This is a genomic window from Streptomyces sp. NPDC056128 (assembly GCF_042263835.1).
Lineage (GTDB): Bacteria > Actinomycetota > Actinomycetes > Streptomycetales > Streptomycetaceae > Streptomyces.
The window spans coordinates 56,938-69,847 of record NZ_JBHJVQ010000025.1; the positions used below are offsets into that span (position 1 = coordinate 56,938).

Annotated in this window: 12 protein-coding genes; 5 read left to right on the forward strand and 7 right to left on the reverse strand. The window is 73.9% G+C overall.

The annotated features are described in order from the left end of the window. The first annotated feature begins 72 nt into the window (after nt 1–72). From ACFC1X_RS31255 to ACFC1X_RS31265, 3 genes are read left to right on the forward strand one after another with little or no spacing between them, the layout of a single operon-like run. Nucleotides 73–582: an SRPBCC family protein gene (locus tag ACFC1X_RS31255; RefSeq protein WP_376360026.1), complete on the forward strand. Its 510-nt coding sequence runs from the start codon at nt 73–75 to the stop codon at nt 580–582. Then, nucleotides 575–2,194 carry a phytoene desaturase family protein gene (locus ACFC1X_RS31260; RefSeq protein WP_376360029.1) on the forward strand — a complete coding sequence of 540 codons (1,620 nt, stop codon included), beginning with the start codon at nt 575–577 and terminating at the stop codon, nt 2,192–2,194. Before ACFC1X_RS31255 ends, ACFC1X_RS31260 begins: the two co-directional genes overlap by 8 nt. A 28-nt stretch (nt 2,195–2,222) precedes the next feature. Further along, the gene (locus tag ACFC1X_RS31265) at nt 2,223–3,104 is read left to right on the forward strand and encodes an SDR family oxidoreductase (protein WP_376360032.1); all 882 of its coding nucleotides are present in this window, start codon (nt 2,223–2,225) and stop codon (nt 3,102–3,104) included. 29 nt (nt 3,105–3,133) lie between these two features. Here the strand turns inward: ACFC1X_RS31265 and ACFC1X_RS31270 are convergent, their stop codons facing one another. After that, nucleotides 3,134–3,853: a hypothetical protein gene (locus ACFC1X_RS31270; RefSeq protein ID WP_376360035.1), complete on the reverse strand. Its 720-nt coding sequence runs from the start codon at nt 3,851–3,853 to the stop codon at nt 3,134–3,136. Nucleotides 3,854–4,093: 240 nt separating this feature from the next. Here ACFC1X_RS31270 and ACFC1X_RS31275 point away from each other — a divergent pair, with 240 nt between their 5' ends. After that, a complete protein-coding gene (locus ACFC1X_RS31275; RefSeq protein WP_376360036.1) occupies nt 4,094–5,068 on the forward strand; it encodes a DMT family transporter in 975 nt (324 codons plus the stop codon). Between the two features lie 40 nt (nt 5,069–5,108). Here ACFC1X_RS31275 and ACFC1X_RS31280 read toward each other — a convergent pair whose 3' ends face one another. From ACFC1X_RS31280 to ACFC1X_RS31305, 6 genes are all read right to left on the reverse strand, one after another. Continuing rightward, complete coding sequence (locus ACFC1X_RS31280) at nt 5,109–6,455, reverse strand: lipase family protein (RefSeq protein WP_376360039.1); 1,347 nt, start codon at nt 6,453–6,455, stop codon at nt 5,109–5,111. A gap of 224 nt (nt 6,456–6,679) precedes the next feature. Further along, nucleotides 6,680–8,749 (reverse strand): iron ABC transporter permease, encoded by a 2,070-nt coding sequence (locus ACFC1X_RS31285; protein WP_376360041.1) that lies wholly within the window; start codon nt 8,747–8,749, stop codon nt 6,680–6,682. A 7-nt stretch (nt 8,750–8,756) separates the two neighbouring features. Then, nucleotides 8,757–9,740 carry an iron-siderophore ABC transporter substrate-binding protein gene (locus tag ACFC1X_RS31290; RefSeq protein WP_376360044.1) on the reverse strand — a complete coding sequence of 328 codons (984 nt, stop codon included), beginning with the start codon at nt 9,738–9,740 and terminating at the stop codon, nt 8,757–8,759. Then, the gene (locus ACFC1X_RS31295; protein ID WP_376360047.1) at nt 9,737–10,597 is read right to left on the reverse strand and encodes an ABC transporter ATP-binding protein; all 861 of its coding nucleotides are present in this window, start codon (nt 10,595–10,597) and stop codon (nt 9,737–9,739) included. The genes ACFC1X_RS31290 and ACFC1X_RS31295 overlap by 4 nt, the downstream gene beginning before the upstream one ends. Nucleotides 10,598–10,699: 102 nt before the next feature. Next, nucleotides 10,700–11,263, reverse strand: a complete 564-nt coding sequence (locus ACFC1X_RS31300; protein ID WP_376360050.1) for an MSMEG_1061 family FMN-dependent PPOX-type flavoprotein — start codon at nt 11,261–11,263, stop codon at nt 10,700–10,702. Between the two features lie 111 nt (nt 11,264–11,374). Further along, nucleotides 11,375–12,553 carry a spore photoproduct lyase family protein gene (locus tag ACFC1X_RS31305; RefSeq protein ID WP_376360053.1) on the reverse strand — a complete coding sequence of 393 codons (1,179 nt, stop codon included), beginning with the start codon at nt 12,551–12,553 and terminating at the stop codon, nt 11,375–11,377. A gap of 156 nt (nt 12,554–12,709) precedes the next feature. On the opposite strand from ACFC1X_RS31305, the gene ACFC1X_RS31310 reads away from it, so the two are divergent. After that, entirely contained in the window at nt 12,710–12,895 is a 186-nt protein-coding gene (locus tag ACFC1X_RS31310; protein ID WP_376360056.1) for a hypothetical protein, read from the forward strand. Nucleotides 12,896–12,910 lie beyond the last annotated feature (15 nt).

Genomic DNA, 12,910 nt, shown 5'->3' on the forward strand with positions numbered 1-12,910 from the left:
CCGGTTGGCCGCGCTCGGACGGGGCACTCAGTGCTGCGTCGTGCAGTGACGGACCGGAACCAGGAGGCACGCGTGGCGGTTCGGCATCGGTTGGTCCAGGCGACCCCGCAGGCGGTGTGGGACGTCCTCGCGGACGGCAACCTGTACGCGGACTGGGTGGTGGGCACCTCGGACTCCACGCCCGAGGCGGGCCAGTGGCCGCAGGTCGGCGCGACGCTCACCTACCAGGTGCGGCTCGGGCCCCTGCGGCTGAACAACGAGTCGGTCGTCCGGCACAAGGTCGACGGGTCCCTGCTGGAGATCGAGGCGAAGGCCGGTTCTCTCGGCACGGCCCGGATCTCCGTCGAGCTGCGGCCCTGGGGCGAGCAGTGCCTGGTGATCGTGGACGAGCATCCGCTGCGCGGCCCCGGCGGCCTGCTGCACAACGTGGGCGTAGAGGCGGTGATCCAGGTGCGGCACCGCACGATGCTCGCCCGGCTCGCCCGGCTGTGCGAGGCCGAGGCCGGCGGGCGCTCCCGCCCGGACCCGTCGGACACGGCCGGGTCGGTGGAGTACCGGCCCGGAACCAGCGGCCATGCCTGACGCCGTCGTGATCGGGGCCGGCCCCAACGGACTCGTCGCGGCCAACCTGCTGGCGGACGCCGGCTGGAGCGTGCGGGTCCTGGAGGAGCAGCCCGAGCCGGGCGGCGCGGTACGGCACGACTCCGGGGTCGCCCCCGGCTTCGTCAGCGACCTGTTCAGCTCCTTCTACCCGCTCGCCGCCGCCTCCCCGGTGCTCGCCGGGATGCGGCTGGAGGACCACGGACTGCGCTGGGCCCACGCCCCCCACGTCCTGGCTCACCCGCTGAGCGACGGCACGTGCGCCGTCCTCGACCGCGACGTCGCCGTCACCGCCGCCTCCCTCGACACCTTCGCGGCCGGGGACGGCGCCGCCTGGGAACGCCTGCACGACGTGTGGGACCGCTACCGGGCCGACATCCTGGACGCCCTGTTCACCCCCTTCCCGCCGGTCCGCGCCGCCGCCCGGCTGGCCCTGCGGCTGCGCGGCGCGGGCGGGCTCAGGCTGGCCCGCACCCTGGTGCTGCCGGTGCGCCGCATGGGCGCGGAGGAGTTCCGGGGCGAGGGCGGCAGACTGCTCCTGGCCGGCAACGCCCTGCACGCCGACCTCGCACCCGAGGCCGCCGGCAGCGGCGGCTTCGGCTGGCTGATGTCGATGCTCGGGCAGACCTACGGCTTCCCCGTGCCGGTCGGCGGTGCCGGAGCGCTCACCGCGGCCCTGGTCCACCGGCTGCGCGCCCGCGGCGCCACCCTGAGCTGCGGGCAACGGGTCGAGCACGTCGTGGTCCGCGACCGGCGCGCGGTCGGTGTCCGCACCGCCGGCGGTGAGCTGATCCCCGCGCGCCGCGCCGTCCTCGCGGACGTCTCCGTATCCGCCCTGTACGGCGGCCTGGTCGCCCCCGAGGACCTCCCCGAACAGGTCCTCGCCGACCTGCGGCGCTTCGAGTGGGACTTCGCCACCTTCAAGGTGGACTGGGCGCTGGACGGGCCCGTGCCCTGGCGGTGCTCCGACGCGGCGGGGGCCGGGACCGTGCACCTGGCCGACGGTCTCGACGAACTGACCCGGTTCGCCGCCCAGATCGCCATGGGCCGCGTCCCCGACCGCCCCTTCTCGCTGTTCGGCCAGATGACGACGTCCGACCCGACCCGCTCACCGCGCGGCACCGAGTCCGCCTGGGCCTACACCCACGTCCCCCACGACGTCCGGGGCGACGCGGGCGACGAGGGCATCACCGGGAGCTGGGACGCCGGGGAACGGGAGCTGATGGCCGACCGGGTCGAGCGCCAGGTGGAACGCTTCGCACCCGGCTTCCGTGCCCTGGTCCGGGCCCGTCGCGTGCTGGCCCCGCCGACGCTCCAGGCCCTGGACGCCAACCTGACGGGCGGCGCCATCAACGGTGGCACCGCCGCCATGCACCAGCAACTGGTCTTCCGGCCCGTGCCCGGCACCGGGCGCCCGGAGACCCCCGTGGCCGGGCTCTACCTCGCCTCCGCGGCCGCCCACCCCGGCGGCGGAGTGCACGGCGCGCCCGGCGCCAACGCCGCGCGCGCCGCACTGCGCCGGCACCGCTTCGCGGGCCTCACCCGGGCGCAACGGGCGCTGGCCCGCCGCGACCGGACGGGCGACAGACGGTGACCGCAGCCCCCGAGGAAAGGCCCGACCGGTGACAGACAGCCCCCTGCAGAACCGCACCGTCGTGGTGACGGGCGCCGCCCGAGGACTCGGCGCCGCCCTGGCCCGCGCCTGCGCCCGACGCGGCGCCCGGCTCGCGCTGCTCGGCCTGGAGAAGTCCCGCCTGCAAGCCCTCGCGGCCGACCTGCCCACCCCCGCGCTCGCCGTCGAGGCCGACGTCACCGACCCCGCCGCACTGGCGGAGGCGGCCGGTGCGGTACGCCGGGGCCTGGGGCCGCCCTCGGTCGTGGTGGCCAACGCCGGCATCGCGGAGGGCGGACCCTTCGTCACGTCGGACCCGGCGCTGTGGCGCCGCGTCGTCGACGTCAACCTCACCGGCAGCGCCCACACGGCCCGGGCCTTCCTGCCGGACCTGCTGCGCACCGCCGGCTACCACCTCCAGATCGCCTCGCTGGCCTCGTTCGGCGCCGCCCCGATGATGAGCGCCTACTGCGCCTCCAAGGCGGGCGTCGAGGCGTTCAACCACTCGCTGCGCGCCGAGGTGGCCCACCACGGCGTCGCCGTGGGCATCGCCTACCTCAACTGGATCGACACCGACATGATCCGCGACGCCGACCGGTACCCGGTCCTGCGCGAGCTGCGCGGGCACATGCCGCCGCCGGCCCGCCGCACCTTCCCGGCGGACGACGTCGCCGCCCGGCTGGTCCGCGCCGTGGAGCGCCGCCGTACCGCCGTCTACGTCCCCGGCTGGCTGCGCCTGGCCCAACTGGGGCGCATCACCCTGCCGCCCGTGGTCCTGCGGCTGTCCCGCCACGAGCTGCCCCGGCTGGAGGCCGACGGATCCCTGCGCGCCACCGGCCCGCTCGGCGCGGGCGGACTGGCCGACCGGGACGGGCCGGAGCCGGGTGCGTAGGCCGCGTCGGCGCGCACCCGGCGGAAGCGTCAGGACTCCTGGCCGCCGAGCCCCTTCAGGTCCACCGTCTCGTCGGCGGGCGGCTGTTCGGGGTCGACCGGCTCGCCGTAGTCGCTGAAGGTGACGCTGCCCGGGTTCTTGCCGCCCTCCGTGGTGGTCCTGAGGATGTAGGGCTCGCCCTCCGTGGCCACGTACATCGCGAGCGTCTCGCCGCCCTCGCCCTCCTTGGTGAGCTTGAGCGCCTCCTTGCCGTCCACCTCCGAGGTGTCCCCGCGCTTCATGCCCTGGCGCTGGGACTTGTCCTGGTCCATCGCCGCGATGAAGCCCTGCTTGTCGCAGACACCGGCGGTCGTGGCGTCGTTGCCCGGCATCCGCACCCACTTGTCCGACAGCTTGGGCACCATCTCCTTCGCCTCGTCGGGCTGTTGCTTCAGGGCGTTCTCCCAGTACTGGCGGTCGCCGCGCAGGTACAGGGTCGAGCCGGTGTACCGGACCTCGGCCTCGGTGTCGCCGGCGCCGATGGTGCCCTGGCAGTTCTTCGCCCGGTCGACCGAGACGTCGATGGTGACCGTGGACCCGTCCTCCTGGCGGGTGTCCCCCTTCACATGCATGGACTTCGCTTCCCGGGTGGCCTCGACCGCCTTCGCCGCGACCGAGTCGGCGCTCTGCCCGTCGAAGGGCTTGCTCCCGTCACCGGAGCCGCCGCCGCAACCGGCCAGGAGTGCGACGGAGGCGCTCGCGGTCGCCACGGCGGTTGTCACATTGCGGGTGCGCACTGGCAGTCCCTTCCCGTGTCTGCTGGAAACCGTCAAGTCACGTGCGATACCGGCCTGTTGGTGCCGGGCGTTCCGAATACCCCGATTCCCGCGACCCGCACCCGACGAAGGACCGGTGACGCCCGTGTGACCGCCACGGCCACCGATTGGTCCCCCATACCGCTCCGGAAGTGGACCCCGTGCGAGACCGGCGGGCTTCCTAACGTCGGATCCATGAACGCCACCACCGCACGCGGCTCCCTGCTCGCCGCCCTCGCCTGCGTCCTCGTCGGAGGATCCTTCACCGCCAACAGCCTCCTCGGCGACTACCCGTACGCCGGAGGCCAGTTCCTGCGCTACGGACTGGCCTTCCTGCTGCTCGTCCCGCTCGCCGGGCCCGGCGCGACGGCCCGGCTGCGCGCGCTGGGCCCAGGGCCGTGGCTGCGCCTGGCCCTGCTGGCCGCCGTCGGCATGGTCGGCTTCAACCTGGCCGTCCTCGCGGCGGAACGCACCGCGGAACCGGCCGTCCCCGGGGTCTTCGTGGGCTGCGCGCCGGTCGTGGTCGCCGTGCTCGTACCCCTCCTCGACGGGCGCCGGCCGCAACGTGTCGTGCTCTACGGGGCGTCGCTGGTGGCCGCGGGCGCCTTCACGGTCCAGGGCTGGGGGCGCACCGACGGCGCGGGCATCGCGTTCTCCGTGTGCGCGCTGCTGGGCGAAGTCGGGTTCGCGGTCCTGGCCGTGCCCGTCCTGCGGCCCCTGGGCCCGCGGCTGCTGTCCACCACGGTGTGCGGCATCGCGGCGCTCCAGTCGGCGGTGGCGGGCGTCCTGGCCGACGGCGCCGACTGGCTGCGGCCGCCGGACGCGGTGGAGGCGGGCGCGCTGCTGTGGCAGGCGGCGGTGGTCACCGTCGTCGGCTTCGTCTGCTGGTACATGGGCATGCAGCGGATCGGGGCGGAGCGCGCCACCCTGTTCTCCGGCCTGATCCCGGTCGCCGCGGCCTGCACCGCACCGCTGGTCGGCACCGGTTCCTACGGCGCCGCGCAGGCCGTGGGCAGCGCCCTGGTCTGCGCGGGGGTCGCCGTGGGGTCGGGGGTGGCGCTCTCCTTCGCCCGCCGGGGCGGTCCCTCGTCCGCCCGCCCGGGCGAGGCCCGGACGGCGGGGCAGAGGCCCTTGGAGTCCCGCTCGGCGGAGAAGCTGCACAGGCCCTAGGTGCCGGAGAGACTGCCCGCCCGTGGGCGGGCCCGGTGGCTCAGGGCTGCAGGGGCATGCTGCGGCAGTTGGAGCGCGCCCGCTCCCCGGAGAGCCGGTCGGTCAGCCAGGAGATGGCGCTGCCCTGGTCGGTGAGGAGCGGGGCGAAGTGGTTGAGCAGGCCGCTGCCGACGCCCGGCAGCAGGACGGGGGCGTAGGTGACCGTCGCGCCCTTGCGGCACCAGTCGACGGCGAGCTGACGGGACTGGCCGTGGGGGACCAGGTCGTCGCTGACGCCCGTCGCCACGCGGACCGGGCTGCCGGGCTTCAGCGAGCCGATGCGCTGCTCGGCGAGGAAGTCCCGCAGCACGGGCTCGGCGCGGATGATGTCGCTGATGGACTGCCCGGTCGTCGTCCAGTCCTCGCTGCTCGCGCCGCCGTACTTGAAGAGGGCGTCGCCGACGCACATGGTCGACAGGTCCTTGAGCGCCTCCCGGCCCTCCGCGTTGATGTACCGGTCGGCGATGGGACGCAGGGCGGGCTCGGTCTGCAGGAAGCCGTTGAGCGACCAGCCCAGCGCGCCCGCCAGGTCGCCGCCGTCGATCGCCTCGGTCACCTCGGTCAGGTCCGCGGGCGGCGCCCCCGCGTAGGTGCCCGCCAGCGGCACGTCCGGAGCGTAGGACGGCTGGAGTTCGGCCGCGGCCGCCGTGGCGCCGCCGCCCTGGCTGTACCCGAACAGGCCGACCCGGGAGCCGGCGGTGACCGAGGCCGAGTCGAGCGAGCGCGCGGCGCGGACGGCGTCCAGTACGGCGTGGGCTCCGTCGACGCGGTTGACGTAGGTGTGCAGCCGGTCGGTGGTGCCCAGGCCGACGTAGTCGGTGACGACGACGGCGACGCCGCGCAGCAGCAGCCGGTAGACCGACAGGTTCTCGTACCCCACGGAGACCGTTCCGTCGCCCAGCCGCAGCGGGTGCTCCAGGGCCATGGACGCGGCGCACTGGTCGCCCTGACCCATGGTGCCGGGGGCGACGGCGACCAGGGGCCGCGGTCCGTCGCCGCGCCACTTCGCGGCGGGTTCGATGTAGGCGCCAGTGACGGCGACCGCCTCGCCGTTCGCGTCGGTGGACTTGTACATCAGGCGGGTCGCCCGCCCCGGGAGGGGGCCGTCGAGGCCGGGCAGGCTCAGGGCGAGCGGCAGGTGCTCACTGCGGATCAGCGTGCCGTCGGCGGCCGGGAGTTCGGCCGGCGGCGTGTAGAAGGCGGGTATCTCCACGCCCCGGGACACTTCCGAGGCCGGTCCGGTGGCCGTGTCGCCGGCGGTGCCTGCCGCGGCGGCGGGCACCGCCTGGGCGCCGAGGGCGAGTGCGGCGGTGATCGCCGCGGCGAGCATGCGGGGACGTGCGGGCATGGCGAACCTCCTGGGGAAGGGCCGGAACCGGTCGTCCGCGGTCCGTTGGGGGAGGACCGTGGCCGCGCTGCTCCTGTGGGGTGACGGGACCGTACCCGGACAGGAGTTACCAGGGGTAGCACCATGCTTATTACGGTTCAGTAACTTGACGTCGCGTCTAACAAGCCGCGTCCAGGTGTCGGTCCGGCGGGATCCGTGCCCCCCCCGCCGGACCCCGGCCGCCGCTACCGGCGGCCGCGTACCAGCAGGTACAGGAAGTACGGCGTCCCGATCACGGCCGTCATGAGTCCCGCGCCGAGCTGGGCCGGGGCGATCACCGTGCGGCCGATCAGGTCGGCCGCGCAGACCAGGGCGGCGCCCAGGAGGATGGAGACCGGCACGACCCGGACGTGCCGCCGGCCCACCAGGGCCCGTGCCGCGTGCGGGGCGACCAGCCCGACGAACCCGATGGTGCCCGCACAGGCCACGGCGCTGGCGCTGAGTACGACGCTCAGCACCAGGAACCCGAGCCGGCCCGGCGCCAGCCGCAGGCCCAGCAGTCGGGGCGTGTCCTCGTCCAGCGAGATCAGGTCCAGCTCGGTGCGCCGCGCGACCGCCACGCCGATGCCGACGGCCAGCGCCAGCGCGACCGGCACGACGTCCGGCATGGTCCGCCCGTAGGTCGAACCCGACAGCCAGGTCAGGGCCTTGTTCGCGTTGAACGGGTCGGTGAGCACGATCAGCAGGCTGATCAAGGCCGCCGTCCCGGAGGCCACGCCGATGCCGACGAGGACCAGCCGGTTCTGCCGGTACCCGCCCCGGGCGGCCAGCCCGAAGACGAGGACCGCGGTGACGGCGGACCCGGCGAACGCGGCGCCGGCGACGCCCCACGTCCCGGCGGCCGGCACGGTGGTCACCAGGATCACCGCACCCAGCGCGCCACCGCCGGTGACACCGAGGACGTTCGGTTCCGCGAGCGGGTTGCGCGTCACGGCCTGCACGAGCGTGCCGGCCAGGGCGAGCGCCGCACCCGCGCCGAGCGCGGCCAGCACCCGGGGCACCCGGGTGTCCAGCACGAACGAGACGGTCCGGCCGGCCCTGCCCTGCGCCCAGTTGACGACGTCACCGAGGAGCAGCTTGCTGTCGCCCATCAGCACCGAGGCGATGACCAGGCCCACCAATACGGCCACCAGGACGGCGACCGTGGCCAGGAACACCGCCCGGCTCGGGATGCGCAGCCGGTCCGGAGCGCCGGCCCCGGCGGTGTCCCGCAGCCGCATCGCCATGACGACGAGGAACACGGCCCCCACCAGGCTGGTGACCACGCCCGTGGGCACGCCCACCGCACGGTTCGCCGACACCAGGGTGCGCAGCAGCACGTCCGAACCGAGCACCAGGGCCGCGCCGGTGAGCCCGGCCGCCGGCATCGACGTACGGGAGCGGGCGAAGCCGCGGAAGCGGCGGGCCAGCGGGCGGACCAGGGCGGGTGCGCACAGGCCGACGAAACCGATCGGACCGGCGAGCGTGACGGCCGCCGCGGACAGCATCGCCGCCAGCACGACGACCGTGACCCGGGTCGCCCGGACCGGCACGCCGACCCCGCGCGCGGCGTCGTCGCCGAGCGCCAGCGCGTCCACCCGACGGGCCGTCAGCATCAGGCCCACCAGCCCGGCCAGCGCGATCGGCAGCATCTGGAGTACGCCGTCGAAGCCGTTCTGGGAGATGCTGCCCTGGTTCCACGCGTAGAGGCCCTCGGTCTGCTCGGGGAAGAGCAGGAGCAGCCCCTCGGTCATGGCGGTCAGGCCCAGCATCAGCGCGGTGCCGGCCAGCACGAGCTGGACGGTGCCGGTGCCGAGGCCGGACAGTCCGAGCACGACGGCCGCCGCCGCCAGCCCGCCCACGAAGGCGACGCCGGAGGAGGCGATCATCGGCAGCGAGACGCCGGTGGCGCCGGCCACCCCGAGGGCCAGGTACGCGCCCGCGTTCACGGCCAGGGTGTCGGGGGAGGCCAGCACGTTGCGGCTGACCGCCTGGAGCACGGCGCCGGCCATCCCGAGCACGGTGCCGACCAGCAGCCCGGCGACCATCCGGGGCAGCCGCGAGGCGACGACGACGGACGCGTCGTCCGGGTCGGCCTGCCCGGTGAGGGCCTTGAAGACCTCGGACGGTCCGACGGCGGCGGTGCCCTGAGTGATGTCGACGACGGCGAGGACGGCGACCAGCAGGACGATCCCGGCCGTCATCGCGGCCGCGCCCGACCGGGACGTGGGGACCGTCGACGGACGGGTCGCGGGTTCGGTTGCGGTGACGGCCATGGCCTCGCTACTTCGTCAGCGCGCCGACGACGGCGTCGATGTACGCCTCCATCGACCCGGGACCACCGAACATCCAGATGCCGTCGTCCAGCCGGTGCACGTCGCCGGACTTCACGAACGGCAGGGACTTCCACACCGAGTTCTTGGCCAGCTCACCGGTGAAGGGGGTGGCGGACGGGTCGTCGTCGTTGCCGATGTAGGCGAACTGCGTGTCCTTGGGCAGCTTGGTCAGACCCTCGACGTCGGTGGTGCCGAGACCGTAGGCGGGGTCGCCCTTCACCGTCCAGGCGTTCTTCAGACCGATCGCCTCGTTGACCTCGCCGATGAGGGAGGTCGCGGTGTAGGGGCGGATCGAGACCTGGTTGGAGGCGACGTAGCCGTCCGCGAAGGCGTAGTTCTTGCCGGCGATCCCGGCGTCGGCCAGGGCCTTCTTGCCCTCGGCGACCTTGGCCTCGAAGCCGGTGCGCAGCGTCTTCGCCTGCTCCGTCCTGCCGATGGCCTTGGCGATGAGGTCGATGTTCTCCAGCATCTGGTCGATCTGACCGGTGCCGTCGGCGGAGGTGACCTCGATGACCGGGGCGACCTCGCGCAGCTGCTTCACGGCGGCCGGGGTGAGGTCCGTGGTGGCCACGATGAGGTCGGGGGCGAGCGAGGCGACGGTGTCCATGCTGGGCTCGCCGCGGGTGCCGATGTCCTTCGGCTCGTTCTTCAGCGGTACGGCGCTGTCCCAGGTCTTGTAGCCCTTGACGTCCGCGACGCCGACCGGGTCCACGCCCAGGGAGACGAGGCTCTCGACGACGTTCCACTCGGTGGCGACGACCTTGGTGGCCGGGCCGTCGAGCTTCACCTCGGTGCCCTTGCCGTCCTTGAGCGTGATGGCCTCGGAGGCCTTCTTCTCGGACTTGTCGGCGGCGGGTTCGGTGGTGCCGCAGGCGGCGAGGGTGAGCGCCGCGGCCGTGGTGGCGACCGCGGTGAGCAGGAGGCGTCTCATGAGGTGGTGCCGAGCCTTTCGGTTCGTATGTGGTGGCGGCCGATCGGGCGGGTGCGCAGCCGGCCGGTGAGGGGGTCGGTGTCGACGTCGATCCGGATGCCGTAGACGGCGCTGAGCCGTTCCGGCGTCAGTACGTCCTCGGGTGGGCCGTCGGCGACGATCCGGCCCGCTTCGAGGAGCGTGATCCGGTCGGCGACGGCCGCCGCCTGGTCGAGGTCGTGCAGCACGACGCCGACGGCGATCCCGTGGACGTCGGCCAGGTCACGGATGAGGTCGAGGAGTTCTACCTGGTAGCGGAGGTCGAGATAGGTGGTGGGTTCGTCCAGCAGCAGCACGCCGGTCTCCTGGGCCAGGCAGCTCGCGAGCCACACCCGCTGCAACTGGCCGCCGGAGAGGTGGTCGGCGCCGCGGTCGGCGAAGCCGTCGACGCCGGTGAGCGCGAGCGCCCGGTCGACCGCGGCCGGACCGTCCGGATCGGGCCGCCCCCAGCGGCCCCGGTACGGATAGCGGCCGAACTCGACGACGTCCCGCACGGTCAGCCCGCCCGGTGTCGGACGGCCCTGCGTCAGCAGGGCGACGTACCGCGAGAACTCACGGGGCGTCAGCGTCAGGCCGTCGGTGTCGCCGTCGATGTCGATCGTGGCGCTCCGGGCCCGCTGCAGGCGGGCGACGGTGCGCAGCAGCGTCGACTTCCCGCTGCCGTTCGGGCCCACCAGAACGGTCACTTCGCCGGGCCGGAGGGTGACCTCCGCGTCGTGCACGACATCGACGCCGTCGTAGGCGACGGTCACACCCGTCGCCGACAGCTGATGACCGCGCAGGCGTCGGGTGCCGGCCGTGTCTTCACCAGATCTCACGTGGCGAAGGTTAGCCTAACCTAAAAACTGCTGGTAGAGACGGGGCTCACACCGGCCGTCCCGGCTCCGGCCCCGCCTTGCGCCCCGGGTCGGACGGCGCGCTCAACTCCCTTTCGGGGAAGGGGATTTCCAGAGCCCCGCCCGGTTCAGGGACTGCGGACAGTGCAGGTAGATCTCGTCGATCTCCAGGACCAGGGCGAGGTCCGGACGCCTGCCGTCGCGGGCCATCGTGTCGAAGAAGGGCGCGTCGGTGAGGATGCGGGCCCGGCCGTTGATCCGCAGCACCTGCTTGCCGCCGGGGATCAGATAGAGCAGGCCGGCGTGCGGATTGCCGAGGATGTTGTGGAAGCTGTCCCCCCGCCGGTTGCCCGGCCGGTCCGGCAGGGCGATGGTGCCGGGGTCCAGGACCCGGGTGAAGCCCGGCGCGTCACCGCGCGGCGACACGTCGCAGTTGCCCCGCGGGTCGGAGGTGGCCAGCAGGCAGAACGGGGAGCGGGCCAGGATGTCCACGTCGTCGTCCGTGAGCCGTTCGTGCACCTTGTCGATGACGACGGGCCAGGGCTCGCCCAGCAACTCGCGCAGCTCGGCGGGCGAGCCGAGTTCGACCCAGCCGTCCTCCCTGGCGGTGTCCGGCCGGTCTCCGGTCGCGTCGATCGTGCGTGGCAAGGCCGGCTCCCCGGGTGCGTGCTGACCGGAGGCGGGTGCTTCCGGCTGGTTGGTTGCATGGAGAACATTATCTGGTGAGGTTCGCCTTACTGACACCTCGCCGGATGGGGTTCAGAAGGCGTACCGCACGCGCAGCCACGGTGCGTGGGCGGCGACCAGCGAGCGCAGCCGGGTGACCGCGTCGGCCTTGACCCCGGCGCGGTAGCGTACGTTGAGCGCGCCGTTCTCGGAGCGCTTGGCCTCCTGCAGCTCCGGCCGCCACAGTACCTCCTCGGCGCGCGGATGCCAGCCCAGGTTGACCCCGTGCAGCTCCCGGTTGTGCGTCAGCATGATCACCTCGGCGGCGGCCTGCCGCCTGACCCGCTCCGGCAGGACGTCGCCGAGGTGGCGCAGCAGCTCCGCCCAGGCTTCCTCCCAGCCCGGCCGCACCACCACGGGGGAGAGGTTGAAGTGCACCTCGTACCCGGCGTCCAGGAAGTCGGCCGCCGCGGCGATCCGCTCGGCGACCGGCGACGTGCGTACGTCCAGCAGCCGTGAGTCGTCCGGCGGCATCAGGGAGAACCGGATCCGGGTGCGGCCGCGCGGGTCGAGGGCGAGCAGGTCGGGGTTGACGAACTTGGTGGCGAAGGACGCCTTGGCCGTCGGCCACTGCCGGAACGCGTGCACCAGGTCCGCGGTGTTGTCGCAGATCAGGGCGTCCACCGAGCAGTCGCCGTTCTCGCCCACGTCGTACACCCACGCCTCGGCGTCGCACTGGTTCGGCTCGGCCTTCGGTCCCTGCCGGGCGATGTGCCGGCCGAGGTGGGCGATGATCCCGTCGATGTTGGTGAAGACGGTGACGGGGTTGGCGTACCCCTTGCGCCGGGGCACGTAGCAGTAGGCGCAGGCCATGGCGCAGCCGTTGGAGGCGCCGGGCGCGATCCAGTCCGCGGAGCGGCCGTTGGGACGGGTGGCCAGGGTCTTGCGCAAACCCAGGACGAGGGTCTCGCCCTTGATCCGCACCCAGCGCTCGACGTTGCCCTCGCTGCCGTGCAGCCCGGGGATGCGCCAGTGGGAGTCCACCTCCACCACGCGCGCCTCGGGGAACCGGGCGAGGACCTGCCGGCCGCGCGGGGAGGCGGCCGCCGCCGGCTCGGCGTGGATCTCCCGGACCGGCAGCAGACGGCGGGCGGCGGCGGAGTCCCGGAAGCGCGGCCCGGTGGGCTCGGCGGCCGGCCCGCCCGGCGTCAGGGCGTCGAGCCCGAAGAGGGTGCCGGAGCCGTCGTCCGGTGCGGCGGACGGATCGTGCATGGATGCTCCGGGGCGGGAGTGCGGGACGGGCCGGCCCCACTGTACGGAGCACGCGACCGACACCGTACGAAGCGCGGGAACCCTCCGCCGTGTCACGCCCCCCGTCCGGGGCATACGCGTGACACGGCACCGTTCCGGTGCCACCGATCCGAAGGGATGTACACCGTGCTCGCCATCATCGCGGCGGTTCTGTTCCTCATCGCCTGGCTGATCAACGCGGCGGAGGTGTCGACCAACGACGTCTTCACCTCCACCAACGTCATGCTCGTCGGTCTCGCCCTGCTCGCCCTGCACGTCGCCGGGATCGGCAGCGGCTGGGGGTCGCGCGGGCGTCGCCGCTGAGCCGTGCGCGCCTCC